This window comes from Microbacterium pygmaeum (genome assembly GCF_900100885.1).
Lineage (GTDB): Bacteria > Actinomycetota > Actinomycetes > Actinomycetales > Microbacteriaceae > Microbacterium > Microbacterium pygmaeum.
Map to the genome: position 1 here is coordinate 3,042,467 of NZ_LT629692.1, position 19,010 is coordinate 3,061,476.

Below are 19,010 nucleotides of genomic sequence, written 5' to 3' on the forward strand. Positions count from 1 at the left end.
GGACTTCGAGCGCGCTCGAAGTCAAACGATCCGCAGATTTCACCGACCGGGCTTGCGGGAGAACGCCTCCAGACGCTCGGTCGGGCTGAGCGCGGCCATCCTGGCGACCCACGCTGCGGAGAAGTAGTCGCCGGTGGCCGCATCGACCACCGGCACCACCGAGGAGGTCACAGTGCCGTCGTAGACGTGCACGAGGTGGAACGACTGCCCGGCATCCATCCCGTTGACCTCGGCCGGTGGACGGGCCAGATCCATCGTGTAGCAGGTCGCCGCCGAGACGCTGACGGGGATTCCGGCGAAGGTGCCGCTCGTGGAATAGTGCAGATGGCCGGCGAGGATCGCGCGCACGTCGCTGCCCGCCAGGATCTCCGCCAGCCGCCCCTGGTCGCGCAGTTCCAGGATGTCGAACAGCGGCAGGTGCGACGGCAGCGGCGGGTGGTGCATCGCGAGGATGGTCCCGAGTGGAGCGGGGGTGGCGAGGATGCCGCGCAGCCACAGCAGCTGACCGGCGTCGAAATCGCCGTGGTGCCAGCCCGGAACCGTCGTGTCCAGCGCGATCATGCGAAGGCCGCCGAGATCCCATACGCCCGTGACAGGCTCCTCGGTGGCATCGAGCCCGAGCAGGTCGCGACGCAGGGCCGGCCGCTCGTCGTGATTGCCTGCGACCCAGACGATCGGCGCGCCCAGGCGCTCGGCGACGGGTTCGACGGCCGCGCGGAGTGACGAGTACGCGTCCGGCTCCCCGAGATCCGTCAGGTCACCGGTGAACACCAGCGCGTCGGGCCGGATGCCGAGATCCTCGACGGACTCGAGCGTCCTTCGCAGGTTCGCCGCCGTGTCGTAGCGTCCGCCGAGCTGGACGTCGCCGGCCAGCAGGTGGGTGTCGCTGAGGTGCACGATCGTTCGCCGAGCCGGCGCGTATTGGCCGAACTGCACGGATCCGGGGACCATGCCTCCACCCTAGCGAGGGTCGCGGACGCGGCTCAGCCGAGCACGATCAGCAGGAGGCCCCCCAGGACGGCGAGCCCGCACATCCCGAACGAGATGTACGCGCCGATCGCCGCCACCTGGCGCTGACCGGCGGTCAGCGGACTCTTCTTCGCCGATTTCGCCGCAGCTTTGGCGGCGCGCTGGGAGTCCTTGGCGGAGATGACGGTGATCGCGTCGGTGAACTCCGCCGGGGCGACCACCGGAACCCGGCCCGCCCGGACCAGAAGGCGCAGACCGAGGGAGTAGAACCCCACGACCAGGACCGAGGCCACGAGTGCGGCGAGGAACACCTGGAGGAAGGCGAGCCAGTCGATGTCGAGTGTCATTTCGACTCCTCCTTCTGTCGGCGTTCCTCGGCGCGGGCCAGTGCACGCTGGCGCCGCGTGGGAGGCGGATTGCGCTTCACCTTCACCGCCGTGCCCGACTCGGCGACCTCGCTCATCGCATTGGCCGCTGTGACGGAATCGCGCCGGGAGAGCAGGAAGATGGTGAGGATGACGGCCACCGCGACGATGGTGTCCACCACGATGCCCCAGCCGCCGAGCCAGGCGACCATCACGGCGGCGAGCGCACCGACGGCGCCGGAAGCGGGCAGTGTCAGAAGCCAGCCGATCATGATGCGCCCGACGGTGTTCCAGCGCACCGTCGCTCCGCGGCGACCGAGTCCCGAGCCGATCACCGAGCCGGATGCCACCTGAGTGGTGGACAGCGCGAAGCCGAGCGCGCTGGAGGCGAGGATCGTCGAGGCGGTCGAGGTCTCCGCCGAGAATCCCTGCGCGGGCTTCACATCGGTCAGACCCTTGCCGAGGGTGCGGATGATGCGCCAGCCGCCCATGTACGTGCCGAGGGCGATGGTGATGGCGCAGGCGAAGATCACCCAGAGCTGCGGCTCGGTGTGCGCGCTGGTCTGCACGCCCGCCACGATGAGGGTCAGCGTGATCACGCCCATCGTCTTCTGCGCGTCGTTGGTGCCGTGGGCGAGCGCGACCAGCGAAGAGGTGAAGATCTGCCCCCACCGGAACCCCGCACGGCCGTCGGGCTTGGCGTCGTACCGGCGTGTCATCGCGTATGCGAGCCTGGTCGCCGCGAACGCGATGATCCCCGCGGTGAGCGGGGCCAGCACTGCGGGCAGGATGACCTTTCCGATCACGACGCCGTAGTCGATCGCCATCCACCCCGCGCCGACGATCGTCGCGCCGATCAGCCCGCCGAACAGCGCGTGCGAGGAGCTCGAGGGCAGCCCGAGCAGCCAGGTGAGCATGTTCCAGGTGATCGCGCCGATCAGACCGGCGAAGATCAGCGGCAGGAACACCTGCGGCGTGATCTGGTCCTCGCGGATGATGCCGTGCGAGATGGTCTTGGAGACCTCCGTCGACAGGAACGCGCCGAAGAGATTCAGCACCGCCGCCAGCAGCACCGCCACCTTCGGCTTGAGTGCACCCGTCGCGATCGGGGTGGCCATGGCGTTGGCGGTGTCGTGGAACCCGTTCGTGAAATCGAAGAACAGCGACAGCACGATGATCAGCACGACGATGAGGGTTGCGGCTTCCACCTTTTGCTTTCCGTGTGGAGTGAAAGAAATGGAGGTGCCGACGGGATCGGCGCGTGAACGAAGAGTTCACTGACTGTTCAGGCACCGGCAACCGGCCAGAAAGAATCCTTACACCGCCTCCGCGCGCGGTCAACTCCGCCGAACTCGAGGACGATCTCGACCTGCGAGGGTGACGCGGAAGCGGCGCGCTCGGGGATTGACTGAGCGCGCACGCCCGCCGACCGATCCGAGGTGGATATGAAGAAGTGGCTCGTCGTGATCATCCTGGGCGCCGCCCAGTTCGTGATGGTGCTGGACGGCACGGTCATGAACGTCTCCATCTCGACGGTGGTGGACGATCTGGACAGCAGCGTCACGGCGATGCAGACGGCCATAACGTTCTACACGCTCACGATGGCCGCGTTCATGCTGCTGGGCGCGAAGCTCGGCGACATCTGGGGGCGCCGGCGCGCGCTCGTGATCGGGTCGCTCGTCTACGGCCTGGGCTCGCTGATCACGGCGCTCAGCCCGAACATGGGCGTCCTGTTCCTCGGGTGGTCGGTCATCGAGGGTGTGGGCGCGGTGCTGGTCATCCCCGCGGTGGCCGCGCTCATCGCCGACAACTACACGGGCCGAGACCGCATCACGGCATTCGCGATCATCGGCGCCGTCTCCGGCGCAGCCGTGGCAGCCGGCCCCCTCATCGGCGGCTTCATGACGACCTACCTCAGCTGGCGGTACGTCTTCGTCGGCGAGGTCGTCATCATGATCGGCGTGGTGCTCACGGCACGCCTGATCGGCGAGACCTCGGCTCGCCGCAGCATCCGGATCGACCTGCTCAGCGTTGTGTTCTCGGCAGCCGGCCTCGTCGCCCTCGTTTCGGGCATGCTGCAGAGCAAGACCTGGGGGTGGATCGTGCCGCTGCACTCCCCCGAGCTGTTCGGCACACCGATCGCGCCGCTCGGGGTGTCGCTGTCCGCGTGGCTCATGGTCGCCGGCGCGGCGTTGCTGTGGCTCTTCTTCGCCCGGCAGCGCCGACTGGTCGCACGGGGGCGCGAGCCCCTCGTGCATGTGGAGCTGCTCTCGATCCGACAGCTGCGCAGCGGGCTGAGCGTGCTCGGCGGACAGTACGCGATCACCGCCGGGTTGTTCTTCATGATCCCGGTGTACCTGCAGATGACGCTCGGGCTGGACGCCCTGCAGACCGGCATCCGCATCTTCCCGCTCTCCATCTCGCTGATCCTGTTCTCCATCGTCGGCACACGGCTGTCCCGCCGCTGGTCGCCCCGGCGGATCGTGCTGACGGGTCAGTGGATCCTCGTCGCCGGCTCGGTGGTCCTGCTAGCCGCCATCGACCCCGAGCTGACCGGCATCGCGTTCGGCGCGGGCATGTTCTCCGCCGGTGCGGCACTGGGACTTCTGGCGTCGCAGCTGGGCAACGTGAACATGTCCGCGGTCACGGCCGATGACACCAGCGAAGTGGGCGGCCTGCAGGGTGTGTTCCAGAACCTCGGCTCGTCCCTGGGCACGGCGCTGATCGGCTCGGTCCTGATCGGGGCGCTGGCGACGTCATTCGCCTCCGGCATCGCCACCGCGGACCTGTCCGACAAGGCGCGCATCGCCGTCAGCGAAGCCACGCAGGGCGGAGTCGCCATCATCCCGGCCGCGAGCGTGCCCGAGCTCGCCCTCGAGGCGGGCCTCAGCGACACGGAGGCGGCCACCCTTCAGGCGGCGTACACCGAGTCGCAGCTCTCGTCCCTGCGGACGGCGCTGTTCGCGCTGATCGCGCTGGCACTGCTGTCGCTGATGCTCTCCCGCGGCATCCCCGACCGGCTGCCGACCGCCCAGCCCGACAGCTCCCGCAGTCCGGCGCCGCCGGGCTGAGCGGTCGGGGCTCGCGCCCGACGAGGTCGACTACCGTGGAACGGTGAGTACCGACGCCGCACCCCGCACCCCTCCCGTCGCCACCCGGACCCCCATCGTCCGCAGTCATCACGGCGACGACGTCGAGGACGGCTACGAGTGGTTCCGCGCCAAAGAGGATGCCGCCGTCGTGGCCCACCTCGAGGCGGAGAACGCCTACACCGAGCAGCGCACCGCGCACCTCGCCGGACTTCGCGAGAAGATCTTCACCGAGATCAAGGACCGCACGCTCGAGACCGACCTGTCGGTGCCGACCCGCCGCGGCGACTGGTGGTACTACGGCCGCACCGTCGAGGGGCAGCAGTACGGCATCCAGTGCCGCGCACCGCTGGCCTCGCCCGACGACTGGACGCCGCCCGATCTGTCGGTCGCGGCGGATGTGATCGGCGAGCAGATCCTGCTCGACGGGAACGTCGAAGCCGAAGGGCACGAGTTCTTCTCGCTGGGCAGCTTCGAGGTGAGCAATGACGGCAACCGGATGCTGTTCGGCATCGACGTCGCCGGCGACGAGCGCTACACGATCCGCGTCCGCGATCTCGTCACGGGCGAGACGCTGCCGGACGAGATCCCGGACACCTTCGCCGGTGCCGGCTTCTCCCCCGACGGCCGGTTCATCGTGTACACGACCGTCGACGACGCCTGGCGACCCGACACCGTCTGGCTGCACGAGCTGGGCACGGCCGTCAGCGCTGACGAGAGGCTGTTCCACGAGCCCGATGAGCGGTTCTGGGTCGGCGCGGGCTTCACGCGCAGCGACAAGTACCTGATGATCGGCGTCGGGTCATCGATCACGTCCGAGGAGTGGATCGTGGATGCCGCGGACCTGCGCTCCACGCCGCGCGTCGTGTGGCCTCGCACCGAAGGGATCGAATACGACTCGGACCACGCCGTCATCGACGGCGAGGACGTCCTCTACATCCTGCACAACGACGGTGCCCTCGATTTCGAGCTCGTGCGGGTCGCGGCATCCGACCCCTCCGGGCCTCGGGAGGTCGTGCTCCCGCACCGGCCCGGCGAACGACTGCTCGGCGTCTCGACCTTCCGCGACTGGGGCGTCGTCGGCTACCGCAGCGGCGGCCTCGCGCGTCTCGGGATGCTCGACTACGCCGATGGGACGATCCGCGAGCTCGAATTCGACGAGCCGCTGTATTCGGTCGGCGCCGGCGGCAACCCGGAGTGGGCGCCTCCGCTGATCCGCGTCGGCTACGGGTCGTTCGTCACCCCGGGCACGGTCTACGACTACGAGGTCGCCACGTCCGAGCTGCACCTGCGCAAGCGGCAGCCCGTGCTGGGCGGCTACGAGCCGTCGGAGTACGCGCAGGAACGCGTCTGGGCGACCGCGCAGGACGGAACGCAGATCCCGATCTCGCTGGTCTGGAAGCGCTCGTTCGGCGACGCCGGCGCCGCACCGCGACCGGTGCACCTGTACGGCTACGGCTCCTACGAGCACTCGATCGAGCCGGGCTTCTCGGTGGCGCGCCTCTCGGCGCTGGATCGCGGCGTGATCTTCGCGGTGGCCCACGTGCGCGGCGGCGGCGAGATGGGCAGGCAGTGGTACGAGGACGGGAAGCTGCTGCACAAGCGCAACACGTTCACGGACTTCGTCGACTGCGCGCTGCACCTGATCGACTCCGGGTACACGACCGCCGACCGGATGGTCGCCGAGGGCGGTTCGGCGGGCGGGCTGCTCATGGGCGCCGTGGCGAACCTCGCCCCCGAGCTGTTCGCCGGCATCCTGGCCGATGTGCCCTTCGTCGATGCGCTGACCACGATCCTCGACCCGTCGCTGCCGCTCACCGTCATCGAGTGGGACGAGTGGGGCGACCCGCTGCACAACGCCGACGTCTACGCCTACATGAAGTCGTACTCGCCCTACGAGAACGTGCGGACGGATGCTCCGTACCCGAAGATCCTCGCCGTCACCTCGCTCAACGACACTCGCGTGCTGTACGTCGAGCCGGCGAAGTGGGTCGCGCGCCTGCGCGAGGTCGGCGCCGATGCACTGCTGAAGTGCGAGATGGTCGCCGGGCACGGCGGGGTCAGCGGGCGCTACAACGCGTGGCGCGAGCGCGCCTTCGAGCTGGCGTGGCTGCTCGACGTGCTGGGCGTGGCCGAGGTCTGACCCGCCGCCGCGCCGCCCCCGCGCGCCGGGCGCCTGGCTCGGCCCGCCGCAGCCCACCACCGCAGGACAGGAGATCGGGCGGGAACAGGACCATCCTCGTGAAAACGTCCTGTCCCGGCGCGATCTCCTGCGTTCAGGCGCGGCGCCTGCCGCCGTGCCGCCGATGTTGCCCCTGCGCGATCGCGGCCGAGATGATGCCGATCACGGAGTCCGGCTGGAACATGACCTGCACGTAGTCGAACCGCAGAACGCTGTACCCGCGCAGAACGAGCCGCGCATCCGCCCGCAGGTCGCGACGTCGGTCCTTCGCGCGGTGATGTTCGAAGCCGTCCAGCTGCACCGCGAGACACTCCCCGATCAGCCCGTCGACGGGGTGCCCGTCGATCCAGACCTGCTGACGGACCGCGACGCCGATCGAACGCATCAGCAGCAGGAATCTCGTCTCGATGCCGGAGTCCGACTGCGTCGAGGCCATCTCCGCCAGTCGTCGCGCCGGCGTGCTCTTCCACTCGACTCGCTCGAGGACCTCAGCCGCCACGAGCTTCCTGCGGATCGCCGACTCCCACACGGGAAGCGCCTCGTCAACGGCGACGCAGCGCGCGACGTGGGAGAGCACGTTCACGATCGGATCCTCGAGCACTCCCACTGCGATCGGTGACGGACCCTGCGACCAGTGCAGTCGCACCCCCTCAGCCGCGTTACGCGACGCTGTCGAGGCGACTGCGAGATGCAGTTCGGCGTGTTCGGGTGTCCACAGTCCAAGGCGCCGCGCCTGCGTCAGGCACGTCAGCCGACCGCCCGCCTCCGCCGCGCGGCGAAGATCCGGAGCGCAGCCCGGCAGGGCCAGCCACGATCGCCGCACGCGTTCGACCGACCCGCGATCGACAGCGGAGCGCATCGCGTGCGGAGTGAAGCCCGCGGCGATGGCATCCGCCGTTCGGGCGATGCCGCCGCTGGATCCCAGCCATCCGATGAGATCATCAACCGTCCGCATGCCACCACGGTGCCTGAGCCGCGCGGCCCGCGGTCGATCGGATCCGTGGAGTGGGGAGAGCTCGGGCGGACGACCGCGTGTGGAGGATCGGCTCGCCCGCCACGCCGCTGCAGGCGATCGGGCGAGGACAGGACAATTCCGGCGCGATCGTCCTGTCGCGGCGCGTTCTCCTGTGCGCACAGCAGGACACAAGCGGATGCCGCGCCCGGCGCGCGCGTCAGCCGAAGAGCGCGGCGGCCTCTTCGTAGCGATAGAGCGGGACGGTGTTGAGCTCGCCCAGCGCCTCGGCGAAGGGCACCCGCACGATGTCGGTGCCCTTGAGCGAGACCATCTGGCCCCAGGCGCCCTCGACGATCGCGTCGGCGGTGTGCAGGCCGAGGCGGGTGGCCAGCACCCGGTCGAACGCGGACGGCGAACCGCCGCGCTGGATGTGGCCGAGGACGGTGGCGCGGGTCTCGATACCGGTGCGGCGCTCGATCTCGGGTGCGAGCACCTCGCTGATGCCGCCGAGGCGCGGGCGGTTGAAGGCGTCCAGACCCTTGTCGCTGAAGGCCTCGTCCATGCCGGTCAGGGTGAAGCCCTCGGAGACGACCACCAGCGGGGCGCGGCCCCGGTCGTGCGCACGGGTGACCTGGTCGCAGATCTCGTCGATCGAGAGCGGCACCTCGGGGATGCAGATCACGTGGGCGCCCGCGGCGATGCCGGCGTGGAGGGCGATCCACCCGACGTGGCGCCCCATGACCTCGGCGACCATGCAGCGCTGGTGGGAGTCGCCCGTCGTGCGGAGGCGATCCATCGCGTCGGTGGCGATGTTCACGGCGGTGTCGAAGCCGAACGAGTAGTCGGTGGCGCGCAGGTCGTTGTCGATCGTCTTGGGGACGCCGATGACGTTGATGCCGTCTTTGGCCAGCCGGTCGGCAGCAGCCAGCGTTCCCTCGCCGCCGATCGCGACGATCCCGTCGATGCGGTGGCCGTAGAGCGTCTTGGAGATGTTCTCCGCGCCGCCGCGGGGTCCCTCGTACGGGTTGGTGCGCGAGGTGCCGAGGATCGTGCCGCCCACCTTCGACAGGCCCTTGACCTCATGGCGGGTCAGCGGGAAGAAGTCGGCGTCGACGACCCCGCGCCAGCCGTCGCGGATGCCGACGAATTCCAGATCGTACGTCGTCGTGCCCTTCAGCACGACGCCTCGGATCACGGCGTTCAGACCCGGGCAGTCGCCGCCGCTGGTGAGGATTCCGATCTTCATGCTGTGGTCCTTGCTGTCGGGAACTCGGGCCGGCGACGGTGCCGCATCCGACACTACCGCCGCCGAACCCCGCGAGCGACCCGGCCCGGAAGCGCGCCGGGTCAGTCCGCGCCGAGCGCCTGACGCACCAGATGCATGAGCGCGGAGAGCTGCACCGAATCGCTGGACTGGGGGTCGACGGCCTCGCCGTCCAAGGCCCGCGCGGCGAGTCCCTGCTTCGAGTCGATGAGCTCCGCGATCTTCGTGTCGATCGTGTGCGCGGCGATGATGCGCCAGGCGGTGACCGGCTCGTCCTGGCCGATGCGGTGCACGCGGTCGATCGCCTGCGTCTGCTCGGCGGCCGTCCACGACAGCTCGGCGAGCACCACGTTGGAGGCGGCCTGCATGTTCACGCCGACGCCCGCCGCCGTGAGCGAGCACACCGCGATGCCGACGCCCGGATCGTTGTTGAAGTCGTCGATCGCCTGCTGACGGGCGGTCGTGGTCTGATCGCCGCGCAGCGACACCGTCCGGAGGCCGGCGGAGGCGAAGTGGGCCTCCGCCGCATCCATCACGTCGATGTGCTTCGCGAAGAAGACGACCTTGCCGACCGAGCGCTGCAGCTGCACGGCGTAGTCGGCGGCCAGCAGCGCCTTGGCCTGACCGATCCTGCGGACCATCGTGAAGACGTTCTCCGAGCCGGTGCCTGCGGCCTTGGACTCTTCGAGCTCGTTCTGCGCGACCAGCCGGACGATGTCGGCGTCCACCTCGCCGGGTGCGAGACCACGGTCGCCGCGCGCGTCGATGATGCGGCGGTAGCGATCGGCCAGGCGCGATCCCAACTCGCGCTCGGCGGCGCGGATCGAACGGCCGAACTCGTCGTCCAGCTCGACGGGCAGATCGGCGATCAGCTTGTCGGGCAGGTCGGCGGCGACGTCCTTCTTCTTGCGGCGGACGATCCCCATCGAGATCACCGCGTCCCGCGCCTCGGGGTAGAACGCCTTGTCGGCCGGCGTCAGTCCGGTCGCGTCCAGGCGCGACATGAGGTCGGCGGCGGGCTTCTCGCCCGTCGTCCAGCCGAGGAAGCGCCAGATGGCGTCGAAATCCTCGACGTCGTTGATCAGCGGAGTTCCGGTCAGGGCGAGCAGCAGAGGGTTGCGGACCTGCTCGCGGATACGCGCTCCGAGCGCCAGCACGTTCTGCGAGCGCTGCGAGGAGAGGTTCTTGATGAAGTGCGCCTCGTCGACGACGATGCCCTTCAGCCCGATCGAGCTGAGCCAGGACAGGTGCCGGTCGAGGATCTCGTAGTTGACGATGAAGACGTCCGCGAAGGCGTCGACATCCTCACCGTCGCCCGAGATCACGGTCGCGCGCCGCTGCGGAGTCCACCGCTCGACCTCGCGTGCCCAGTTCATCTTGACGACGTTGGGCACCACGGCCAGCAACGGGTAGGCATCGGCGACGGATGCCGCGAGCACAGACTCCGCCGTCTTGCCCAGGCCCGGCTCATCGGCCAGGAGGAACGTGCGGTGGCCCTCGCGAACCGCTTCCAGGAACCGGGACTGGTGCACCATGATCTCCAGCCCCTTGGGCGAGAGACGGTCGAACTCGGGCACGGGCGGCAGGTCCATCGAGGCGCTGGCGCCGCCGGCACCGGTCTCGAAGGCCTTGTACAGCGGGCCCATGAGCTCCCAGCCGTCCAGGCGACGCCGCGGCGTCTCCTTCGGGGCGTGCGCTGCCAGGTCGGGAGCCAGGAACGGGTTGGCCATCTGCCGCGCCTCGATCGTGGGCGGGACCACCTGTCGTTCGGCCAACGCTGCCGGCACCACCGTGGCGGCGGTGGGCTTCGTGTCCGTGATGATCAGCTCATCGGGGGCGAGCTCCGCGCCCGATTCGAGCAGCCAGTCGCGACGCATGCGCCGAGCGACCGGAGACGCGGCCTGATCGACCTCGAGCAGCTGGATCAGCGACGTGTCGCGCGCAGCGGTCTTGGCGAGGATCGTGGCGACGCCGTCGAGCCGTTTGAGCAGCTCTGCACGGGCGGCGTCGGTGACCGCGTTGTCGGCCTTCACACGGGCGCGCTCTTCGCGCACCAGGAAGGCGATCACCTGGAACTTGACGCGGTTCGTCGGCCCGAGCTTCCCGCGTTGGGCCTTGGCCTCCACCTCGCGCACCTTGCGGGCGAGGATGGGGATGATCGGCGCTTCGTCGTCGCGGCGCGACGAGGACGGCTTCCGGCGCCGTTGCGCTGTCGATGCCGTGGTCGGCATGCTCCTCCTGAGCGTGTGTGCCGGGTGTTCCGGCGGGTACCGGCGGACCGGTGCGGTGGGCGTGCTTCCGCGGGCGGCTTGCGGCCGTCACGAGCGCGGAACGGATGTCTTCTTCTCCGGCAGCGGGTACTCGCTTCAGCGAGCTGCGGCGACGATGTCGATGACGATCCTCCCGTTCAGTCTAGCCGAATAAGGCCCGTCTCAGCCCCAGAGGGTCGCGACGATGTCTTCGGTATAGCCGTCGGGCGAGAAATCGATCGTGGCGGTGGACACCCACCCGTCGCCGCGGACGTAGTGCACCTCGCCGATCGTCACCATCTCGTCGTCCTGATCGATGACCGTCTGCTCCGTCCGGCACACGGTGCCGTCGGCGAGCGGCTCGCAGGCGAAGCCGGCCACGGCGAGCGCGTCCAGCAGCGCCTGCGACTGGGCGGCGTCGATCACCGAGACGTTCGTGGCGAGTCCGGTCTCGCTGGGCTGCCCCCACGAGCATCGGATGGTGGGGATGCCGGAGGCGAGCAGTTCGAGGGCGGCGACGTTCTGCGACGCGGTCATGGTCACGCCGGGATCGTTCATCGGCGGGTTCTGCGCGTTCAGCGAGGCCAGCATCGCCGGCGAGTAGAGCTGCTCGCACGAGGTCGGCAGTGAGAACGAGGCGTCGGGCAGTTCGCTCTCGATCGGCGACGGCGACGCCGTCGACGGACCCGGCGTCGAGGTGGCGGACGCGGTGGGCGACGGGGTCGCCGACGGCTCGGGTTGGCAGCCGACGATGCCGACGGTCAGCAGTGCCAGCGCGGCGAGCGTCGCCGCTGCGCGCGTGCGAACGAGAACGGGCAAGGATGCCGGTGCCACGACACCTCCGAGGTCGGGATCGATACCTCCCGAACCTACCTCTCGCCCGCGACGGAACGCTGCCACTCGGACAGCGTGGCGGGATCGTCGGTGACGATCCCGTCCACCCCGAGGGCGGTCACCTCGTCCCACTGCTTGTCGCTGTTGAGGGTGTGGACGACCACCCTGATGCCCGCGGCGTGCAACTCGGAGACGACGTCCGGCCGCTCCAGCACCGCCCGGCGGTCGACGATGATGCCGCGGACGTCCGTCTCGCGCAGCGCCCGCACGACATCGACGGGCAGATGCCGGACGATCACGAGACGGGACACCACCGGCGAGGCAGAGCGCGCCAGGGCGAGCGTGCGCGCATCGAAGCTGGCCATCGCGACGCTGCGCTCCAGATCGCGCGAGGTCACGTCCGCCACGAGCGCCGCCACCGCCGGCTCGTCCCAGAGGCCCTTGAGCTCAACGATCGCGCGATGCCCCGAATCGGCCAGTACCTCCAGGAACTCCGCGAACGTCGGCACCCGGGTGCCCGCGAACGACGGGTCGAACCACGCCCCGGCATCGAGCGCTGCGACCTCGGCCAGCGTGAGCTCTGCGAGCCGACCGTGGCCGTCCGTCGTGCGATCGACGGTCGTGTCGTGCATCAGGACCGGCTGACGGTCGAGCGTGAGTGCGACATCGACCTCGACGTAGTCGAATCCGGACGCCAGTGCCGCAGAGATCGCCGGCAGCGTGTTCTCCGGCGCCGTCGCGCCGCCGCCACGGTGGCTGGCGATGAACGCCTCGTCACCCGGCGTGCGGGTCTGGCCCCACAGCTCGGTCGCGCTCACCCGCGCGGGCGTGGCACCCACGAAGGCGATGACGATGCTCGCCGCGGCGAGCACGCAGACGATCAGCAGCGCATGCAGCCGATCGGGCGAGCGATCGGCCGGCGAGGGGTCGGGCATCGGGCATGTCCTCCGGGAAACCCACGTCGTCCTCGACGTGTGGATCCACCATACATGCGCCGTTACGCATTCGTTACCGAACCGCGCGGTGTCAGATCATGCTCTTGGTGTGCCACACCGTCTTGGTCTCGGTGAACGCGCTGATCCGCTCGAGCGACGGAGCCGCGGCATCCGCACCCTCCTCCGGCGGCAGCACGCGCTTGAGGGTGTCGGCCGCGGCGATCTGCAGATCGATCCAGTCCAGTCCGCTCGCTCCGACGAGGTCCAGCGCGTTCACGTCGGCGTGCGAGGCGAGCCACGGTGCGATCTCCGCAGGCGAGCCGGTCAAGACGTTGACGACTCCCCCCGGCACGTCCGAGGTGGCCAGCACCTCGGCGAGGCTGATCGCGGAGAGGGGCAGGGACTGGCTGGCGACGACCACCACCGTGTTCCCGGTGACCAGTGGCGGCGCGATCGCCGAGACGAGTCCCAGCAGTGACGAGTCCTGCGGTGCGATCACCGCCACGACGCCGGTCGGCTCGGGCACCGAGATGTTGAAGTAGGGGCCGGCCACGGGGTTGGCATTGCCGGCGACCTGCGCGTGCTTGTCCGTCCAGCCCGCGTACCAGATCCATCGGTCGATGGCCTCGTCGACCTGCGCACCGGCGACCGCCGCGCTCGCACCCTCGAGGGTGGTGATCTCCTCGATGAACTGAGCTCGGCGTCCTTCCAGCAGCTCGGCGATCCGGTAGAGGACCTGACCGCGGTTGTACGCCGTCGCCGCGGACCACCCCTTCACCGCACCGCGCGCCGCGACGACGGCATCGCGGGCGTCCTTGCGGGAGGCCTGGGCGACGTTCGCGACGAAACCGCCCTTGACGGCCGACACCTCATACGTGCGTCCGGACTCGCTGCGCGGGAACGCACCGCCGATGTAGAGCTTGTACGTCTTGGGGACTGCGAGGCGGGTCACTTCGCCACCGCCTTTCGCGAGGCGCGCGGAGTGCGCGCGGACAGAGCCGGAGCGGATGCGGCGGATGCCAGGTACGCCGCCAGCCCGTGGCGGCCGCCCTCACGGCCGTAGCCGGATTCCTTGTACCCGCCGAACGGCGAGGCCGGGTCGAACCGGTTGAACGTGTTCGCCCAGACCACGCCCGCCCGCAGCTTGTCCGCGACAGCGAGGATGCGGCTGCCCTTGTCGCTCCAGATGCCGGCGGAGAGCCCGTAGGGGGTGTTGTTCGCCTTGGCGATCGCTTCGGCCGGGGTGCGGAAGGTGAGCACCGACAGCACCGGGCCGAAGATCTCGTCCCTCGCGATGCGGTGACTGGCCTGCACGTTCGTGAAGATCGTGGGCGCGAACCAGAAGCCGTTCTCGGGGATGACGCAGTCGGCGCTCCAGCGCTCGGCCCCCTCTTCCTCCCCGATCTTCGACAGCGCGCGGATGCGGTCCAGCTGGGCCCGGGAGTTGATCGCGCCGATGTCGCTGTTCTTGTCGAGCGGGTCGCCCAGCCGCAACGTGGAGAGACGTTCCTTGAGGCGGTCGACGACCTCGTCGTGGATGTTCTCCTGCACCAGCAACCGGCTGCCTGCGCAGCACACGTGCCCCTGGTTGAAGAAGATGCCGTTGACGATGCCCTCGATCGCCTGATCGATCGGCGCGTCATCGAACACGATGTTGGCGGCCTTGCCGCCGAGCTCCAGGGTCAGCTTCTTCCCGGAACCCGCGACCTCCTTCGCGATCGCACGACCGACCCCCGTCGATCCGGTGAAGGCGACCTTGTCGATGCCGGGGTGCGAGACGAGGGCGGCGCCGGTCGGCCCCGCGCCGGTGACGATGTTGACCACCCCGGGTGGGAGGTCGGCCTGCTGCAGGATCTCGGCGAAGATGAGAGCGGACAGGGGCGTGGTCTCGGCCGGCTTGAGAACCACCGTGTTGCCCGCCGCGAGGGCGGGTGCGATCTTCCAGGCCAGCATGAGCAGGGGGAAGTTCCACGGGATGACCTGCCCGGCGACGCCGAGGGCACGCGGTGCGGCGCCGAGGCCGGCGTAGTCGAGCTTGTCCGCCCAGCCGGCGTAGTAGAAGAACCAGGCGGCCACCAGCGGCACGTCCACGTCGCGGCTCTCCTTGATGGGCTTGCCGTTGTCGAGGCTCTCGGCGACCGCCAGTTCGCGGGCGCGTTCCTGAACGAGGCGCGCGATGCGGAACAGGTACTTGCCGCGATCGCGGCCGGACATCCGCGACCAGCTGCGATCGTAGGCGCGGCGAGCCGCAGTCACGGCGCGGTCGACATCGGCCTCGCTCGCGGCGGAGATGGTCGCGATGTGCGACTCGTCGGCGGGAGAGATCGTGGCGAAGCTCTCACCGGTGCCCTCGACGAAGTCGCCGTCGATGAACAGTCCGTACGAGTCCCGCAGACGCAGGATGCTCCGCGACTCGGGCGCGGGTGCGTATTCGAGAAAGCTCATCTGTGCTCCTTCGGTTGCTGAGCCTGTCGAAGCATCAGTCAATGGTCACGTAGTCGGCGCCGGAGTAATGACCCGAGCGCAGCTTCTGCCGCTGCAGCAGCACGTCGTTCAGCAGGCTCGATGCGCCGTAGCGGAACAGGTGGGGCTGCAGCCACTCCTCGCCCACCGTCTCGGCGACGGTGACGAGATACTTGATCGCATCCTTCGAGGTGCGGATGCCACCGGCCGGCTTTACCCCGATCTTCTCGCCGGTCGCGCGGTACCAGTCCCGGACCACCTCGAGCATCAGCAGCGTCGTCGGCAGGGTTGCCGCAGGCTGCACCTTGCCGGTCGAGGTCTTGATGAAGTCGCCGCCGGCGAGGATCGCGAGCCATGACGCCCGTTTGATGTTGTCGTACGTGGTCAGCTCGCCGGTCTCCAGGATCACCTTGAGCGAGGCGGAGGTCCCGTCCGCCCGACGGCACGCCTGCTTGACGCGGGCGATCTGGTCGAACACCAGCCCGTACCGGCCGGCCAGGAAGGCGCCGCGGTCGATCACCATGTCGATCTCGTCGGCACCTGCAGCGACCGCCTCCGCGGTGTCGGCCAGCTTGATCTCCAGCGACGCGCGGCCGCTCGGGAAGGCGGTGGCCACCGCCGCGACGGAGACGAGCCCGGCATCCGGGTCGCCGTGCGCGTCGCCGAGGGCCAGGACCGCGAAGGGCACCATGTCGCCGTACACGCAGACCGCCGCCACCCGTGGGCAGGTCGGGTCGGCGGCATCCGGGATCAGCGCCTTGGCAACCAGCGAGCGCACCTTCCCCGGGGTGTCCGCGCCCTCCAGCGTCGTGAGGTCGATGAGTTCGATGATCTTGTCCAGGGCCCAGGCCTTGGAGGTGGTCTTGATCGAACGCGTGCCGAGCGCCGCTGCCCGCTGCTCGAGGCCGACGGCGTCCACGCCGGGCAGCCCGTGCAGGTAGCGCCGCAGGGTGGTGTCGTCGGGCTGCCCGCCCAGCAGCTCGACGGCGCGTTCGGGCAGCGTCTGCACCTCGGTTCGGCTCATCGCTCTCCCTCTCTGCTTCGATGTGTGGATCGGGTGAGCCGGAAGCTCACTCGCTCGCGCGTGGATTCCTTCGCTCGGCCATCCGCTGGTGGCGCAGGAGCACGATCACGCCGATTCCGACGACCACCGCGAAGGCGATCGTCAAGGCGGTGAACGCGAACCAGTTCGAGTCCAGCGCCAGCACGAGGCCCGCCGAGATCACCGCGATCGCGGCGGCGGCCAGCTTCGATCCGAACTTCAAGCCTACCCCGGGGGTCAGCCCACCGGCAGGGGCGTCGTCCCTGGCAAGGATGAGGTCGGCGAACGCGTCGAGGGTCGCGAGGAGCGCCGCGGAGTAGGCGACCGCGCAGCCCAGCGCACCCCAGAGGTTCACCGGCTTGGCCGACACCGCGGCGTCGGCGAGGAGGATCAGCGATGCGGCATCCACGCCTCGATCGTAGGCGCTGCCTCACGCAGGGTCTACGGGATCGTTCCCGGTGACGGGCGTACCGCGAGGCGCCAGCAGGAGCTCCACGAATGCGTCGGGCGTCATCCCTCGGCGGGCGGCTTCGGCCTCCAGGCGCGCGCTTGAGGCGTCCGACAGGCTCGCTCGCGGCCGAGGAGCGCGAAGCAGCAGCGAGATCACCGGCACGATGACCGCGCCGAGCGCGGCGAGGATCGCGAAGACTCCGAGGAATCGTCCGAACGCGTCGCCCTCGATCGTGTCGGACCACCAGATGACGTACACGGTCATGGCCAGGACGACCGCGAACAGCAGCAGCGTGACCCCGAGTCCGATCCGCACGACGGCCTGTTGCCGATCCGCCAGGAGCAGCAGAAGCGAGGCGAATGCGAACGCCGCCGACAGCGCGACGCCCGTCCACACGAGACGCGAGAGGGCGACCCACAGATCCCCGTAGTCGCCGTCGTACCAGGTCATCCAGACCACGCCGATGGCCGCGAGGACGGCGATCGCCGCGCCGATCATCCCGAAGATCTGCGCCCGCCTCCCGACCAGCGCCGCGCAGCACAGGACCGCGACGCTGAACGCCCCGACGACGGCCGTGGTTCCCACCACTCGTCCGGCCTCAGGGCCGAGCGAGCCGCCCAGCAGCACGATGATGCCGCCCAGCGCCGCCAACCCGAACGAGGCGATGATGACGGTGACCACCACGCGTCGGAACATCCGCACCGGTCGCCTCGGCGCCGTCCGCTCGGTCGTCATGTGAGGGCCCTCCGCACGCTGCGCACGTCGTCGGACATCTGCTCGATCAGCCGCTCGACGCCCTCGAAGGCGACCATCCCGCGGATGCGGTCCACGAACTGGATCTCGACGCGGTGCCCGTACAGGTCGAGATCGGTCTCGTCCAGGACGTACGCCTCCACCTGGCGCACCTCGATGTCGTCGAACGTGGGATTCAGGCCGACCGAGATGGCCGCCGAGTATCGCACCCCCGAGCGCAGTCCGTCGGCGGATCCCTCGTCGATGAGCCAGCCGGCGTAGACGCCGTCGGCGGGGACGAAGCCCTCGAGCTGGGGTGAGAGGTTCGCCGTTGGGAAGCCCAGCTCGCGGCCGCGCTTGAGTCCGTGCACGACCTCGCCCCACACGGAGGCGGGTCGGCCGAGGAGTTTCGCCGCCGCGCTCACATCGCCCGCGGTGAGCAGTTCTCTGATCCAGGTGGAGGACACCCGGCGACCCGCCTCGATCGCACGGACATCATCGATGACGTCCACGTCGAAGCCGAATTCCGTACCCAGCTCGCGCAGGACCTCCGGGTTGCCTGCGCCGCCGCGGCCGAACCGGAAATCGCCGCCGACCAGCACGATGCGCGCACCGAGCGCTTCGACCAGGACGTGCTGGACGAATTCCCGCGCGGTCAGATCGGCGAGCGCTTCGTCGAAGTGGAGCATCAGCGTCGCGTCGATGCCCGTCTCGGCGAGCAGCTGCAGCTTCTGGGTCACGCCGATCAGGCTCACCGGGCAGATCTCGGGGCGGAGGACAGCGAGGGGGTTGCGGTCGAACGTGACGGCGACGACGCGCGCTCGGCCCGTCGCAGCCTCGACACGGGCGCGGTCGATGACGGCCCGGTGACCGGAATGCACGCCGTCGAACTTGCCGATGGCCACGACCGAGGGCCCGAACCCGGCGGGGATCTCCGCGGGGTCGCGGAAGACGATCACGGGGCCACGGTTCTCTCGGCCCGCACGGCGGTGGTTCCCGCACCCGCATCGGCTGGCCGGTGGGTCATCAGCCACCAGATGCCGAAGAACGGCAGGACGAGCGGAACGAACAGGTACCCCATGCCGAACCACGACCAGACGGTCGGGTGGGCGAACAGGTCGGGCAGGACCAGGCTCAGTGTCCCGATGATCAGCACGCCGGCCAGTTCGAAGCAGATCGCGATCCAGGCCGTGAGGTACCAGCCCTTCGACCCGGCGAAGACGAGGGCGAGCGTGGCGATGATGTACACCACGGCGCTCAGCGCGGAGAGCGTGTAGGCCAGGGGAGCCTCGTCGAACCGCTGCGCGATCTGCACGAACGAGCGCCCGGTGGCGGCCAGGGCCATGATCGCGTAGACGACGACGAGGACACGTCCGATACCGGTCATCCGTGTGCGGGAAGGAGTCGACATAGCTCGTCAATGATAGGCCGGATGCCGCGCCCCCGCGGCGCCGCCGAGCCCGGACCGCCCCCGTCCCGA

General features: G+C 69.6%; 17 protein-coding genes. 2 read left to right on the forward strand and 15 right to left on the reverse strand.

The genetic code is table 11. The features are described 5' to 3' along the window. Positions 1 to 39 precede the first annotated feature (39 nt). From BLT19_RS14635 to BLT19_RS14645, 3 genes are read right to left on the reverse strand one after another with little or no spacing between them, the layout of a single operon-like run. Complete coding sequence (locus BLT19_RS14635; protein WP_091491710.1) at positions 40 to 951, reverse strand: phosphodiesterase; 912 nt, start codon at positions 949 to 951, stop codon at positions 40 to 42. Between the two features lie 32 nt (positions 952 to 983). After that, positions 984 to 1,316: a peptidase gene (locus BLT19_RS14640; protein WP_091491711.1), complete on the reverse strand. Its 333-nt coding sequence runs from the start codon at positions 1,314 to 1,316 to the stop codon at positions 984 to 986. Beyond that, positions 1,313 to 2,542, reverse strand: a complete 1,230-nt coding sequence (locus BLT19_RS14645) for an inorganic phosphate transporter (protein ID WP_091491712.1) — start codon at positions 2,540 to 2,542, stop codon at positions 1,313 to 1,315. Before BLT19_RS14645 ends, BLT19_RS14640 begins: the two co-directional genes overlap by 4 nt. Positions 2,543 to 2,779: 237 nt before the next feature. Here BLT19_RS14645 and BLT19_RS14650 point away from each other — a divergent pair, with 237 nt between their 5' ends. Beyond that, positions 2,780 to 4,405, forward strand: a complete 1,626-nt coding sequence (locus tag BLT19_RS14650; protein ID WP_091491713.1) for an MFS transporter — start codon at positions 2,780 to 2,782, stop codon at positions 4,403 to 4,405. Positions 4,406 to 4,448: 43 nt separating this feature from the next. Beyond that, on the forward strand, positions 4,449 to 6,566 hold the full coding sequence (locus BLT19_RS14655) for a S9 family peptidase (protein ID WP_091491714.1): 2,118 nt from the start codon (positions 4,449 to 4,451) through the stop codon (positions 6,564 to 6,566). A gap of 133 nt (positions 6,567 to 6,699) precedes the next feature. Here the strand turns inward: BLT19_RS14655 and BLT19_RS14660 are convergent, their stop codons facing one another. From BLT19_RS14660 to BLT19_RS14720, 12 genes are all read right to left on the reverse strand, one after another. Further along, a complete protein-coding gene (locus BLT19_RS14660; protein ID WP_091491716.1) occupies positions 6,700 to 7,560 on the reverse strand; it encodes a type IV toxin-antitoxin system AbiEi family antitoxin domain-containing protein in 861 nt (286 codons plus the stop codon). 217 nt (positions 7,561 to 7,777) lie between these two features. Next, positions 7,778 to 8,806 carry a 6-phosphofructokinase gene (locus BLT19_RS14665; RefSeq protein ID WP_091491718.1) on the reverse strand — a complete coding sequence of 343 codons (1,029 nt, stop codon included), beginning with the start codon at positions 8,804 to 8,806 and terminating at the stop codon, positions 7,778 to 7,780. A gap of 101 nt (positions 8,807 to 8,907) precedes the next feature. Next, positions 8,908 to 11,055: a DEAD/DEAH box helicase gene (locus BLT19_RS14670; RefSeq protein WP_091491721.1), complete on the reverse strand. Its 2,148-nt coding sequence runs from the start codon at positions 11,053 to 11,055 to the stop codon at positions 8,908 to 8,910. 201 nt (positions 11,056 to 11,256) lie between these two features. Next, positions 11,257 to 11,907 carry a hypothetical protein gene (locus tag BLT19_RS14680; RefSeq protein WP_157681868.1) on the reverse strand — a complete coding sequence of 217 codons (651 nt, stop codon included), beginning with the start codon at positions 11,905 to 11,907 and terminating at the stop codon, positions 11,257 to 11,259. A gap of 35 nt (positions 11,908 to 11,942) precedes the next feature. After that, complete coding sequence (locus BLT19_RS14685; RefSeq protein ID WP_091491727.1) at positions 11,943 to 12,842, reverse strand: glycerophosphodiester phosphodiesterase; 900 nt, start codon at positions 12,840 to 12,842, stop codon at positions 11,943 to 11,945. Positions 12,843 to 12,933: 91 nt separating this feature from the next. Then, positions 12,934 to 13,794 carry an aldehyde dehydrogenase family protein gene (locus BLT19_RS14690; RefSeq protein ID WP_091491730.1) on the reverse strand — a complete coding sequence of 287 codons (861 nt, stop codon included), beginning with the start codon at positions 13,792 to 13,794 and terminating at the stop codon, positions 12,934 to 12,936. Beyond that, the gene (locus BLT19_RS14695) at positions 13,791 to 15,287 is read right to left on the reverse strand and encodes an aldehyde dehydrogenase family protein (RefSeq protein WP_091491732.1); all 1,497 of its coding nucleotides are present in this window, start codon (positions 15,285 to 15,287) and stop codon (positions 13,791 to 13,793) included. The genes BLT19_RS14690 and BLT19_RS14695 overlap by 4 nt, the downstream gene beginning before the upstream one ends. Before the next feature lie 34 nt (positions 15,288 to 15,321). Continuing rightward, positions 15,322 to 16,329, reverse strand: a complete 1,008-nt coding sequence (gene deoC, locus BLT19_RS14700; RefSeq protein ID WP_091491735.1) for a deoxyribose-phosphate aldolase — start codon at positions 16,327 to 16,329, stop codon at positions 15,322 to 15,324. Positions 16,330 to 16,375: 46 nt separating this feature from the next. Then, positions 16,376 to 16,756 carry a hypothetical protein gene (locus tag BLT19_RS14705; protein ID WP_091491737.1) on the reverse strand — a complete coding sequence of 127 codons (381 nt, stop codon included), beginning with the start codon at positions 16,754 to 16,756 and terminating at the stop codon, positions 16,376 to 16,378. Positions 16,757 to 16,777: 21 nt separating this feature from the next. After that, positions 16,778 to 17,533: a hypothetical protein gene (locus BLT19_RS14710; protein WP_091491739.1), complete on the reverse strand. Its 756-nt coding sequence runs from the start codon at positions 17,531 to 17,533 to the stop codon at positions 16,778 to 16,780. Continuing rightward, positions 17,530 to 18,489, reverse strand: coding sequence for a bifunctional riboflavin kinase/FAD synthetase (locus tag BLT19_RS14715; RefSeq protein WP_091491741.1), 960 nt, complete (start codon positions 18,487 to 18,489; stop codon positions 17,530 to 17,532). The genes BLT19_RS14710 and BLT19_RS14715 overlap by 4 nt, the downstream gene beginning before the upstream one ends. Continuing rightward, positions 18,486 to 18,941 (reverse strand): hypothetical protein, encoded by a 456-nt coding sequence (locus BLT19_RS14720; protein ID WP_091491743.1) that lies wholly within the window; start codon positions 18,939 to 18,941, stop codon positions 18,486 to 18,488. The genes BLT19_RS14715 and BLT19_RS14720 overlap by 4 nt, the downstream gene beginning before the upstream one ends. Positions 18,942 to 19,010 lie beyond the last annotated feature (69 nt).

Coding starts and splice junctions, on each gene's coding strand:
- BLT19_RS14635 (WP_091491710.1), bottom strand. CDS start 951: ATGGTCCCCGGATCCGTGCAGTTCGGCCAATACGCGCCGGCTCGGCGA.
- BLT19_RS14640 (WP_091491711.1), bottom strand. CDS start 1,316: ATGACACTCGACATCGACTGGCTCGCCTTCCTCCAGGTGTTCCTCGCC.
- BLT19_RS14650 (WP_091491713.1), top strand. CDS start 2,780: ATGAAGAAGTGGCTCGTCGTGATCATCCTGGGCGCCGCCCAGTTCGTG.
- BLT19_RS14660 (WP_091491716.1), bottom strand. CDS start 7,560: ATGCGGACGGTTGATGATCTCATCGGATGGCTGGGATCCAGCGGCGGC.
- BLT19_RS14665 (WP_091491718.1), bottom strand. CDS start 8,806: ATGAAGATCGGAATCCTCACCAGCGGCGGCGACTGCCCGGGTCTGAAC.
- BLT19_RS14670 (WP_091491721.1), bottom strand. CDS start 11,055: ATGCCGACCACGGCATCGACAGCGCAACGGCGCCGGAAGCCGTCCTCG.
- BLT19_RS14685 (WP_091491727.1), bottom strand. CDS start 12,842: ATGCCCGACCCCTCGCCGGCCGATCGCTCGCCCGATCGGCTGCATGCG.
- BLT19_RS14695 (WP_091491732.1), bottom strand. CDS start 15,287: ATGAGCTTTCTCGAATACGCACCCGCGCCCGAGTCGCGGAGCATCCTG.
- deoC (WP_091491735.1), bottom strand. CDS start 16,329: ATGAGCCGAACCGAGGTGCAGACGCTGCCCGAACGCGCCGTCGAGCTG.
- BLT19_RS14710 (WP_091491739.1), bottom strand. CDS start 17,533: ATGACGACCGAGCGGACGGCGCCGAGGCGACCGGTGCGGATGTTCCGA.
- BLT19_RS14720 (WP_091491743.1), bottom strand. CDS start 18,941: ATGTCGACTCCTTCCCGCACACGGATGACCGGTATCGGACGTGTCCTC.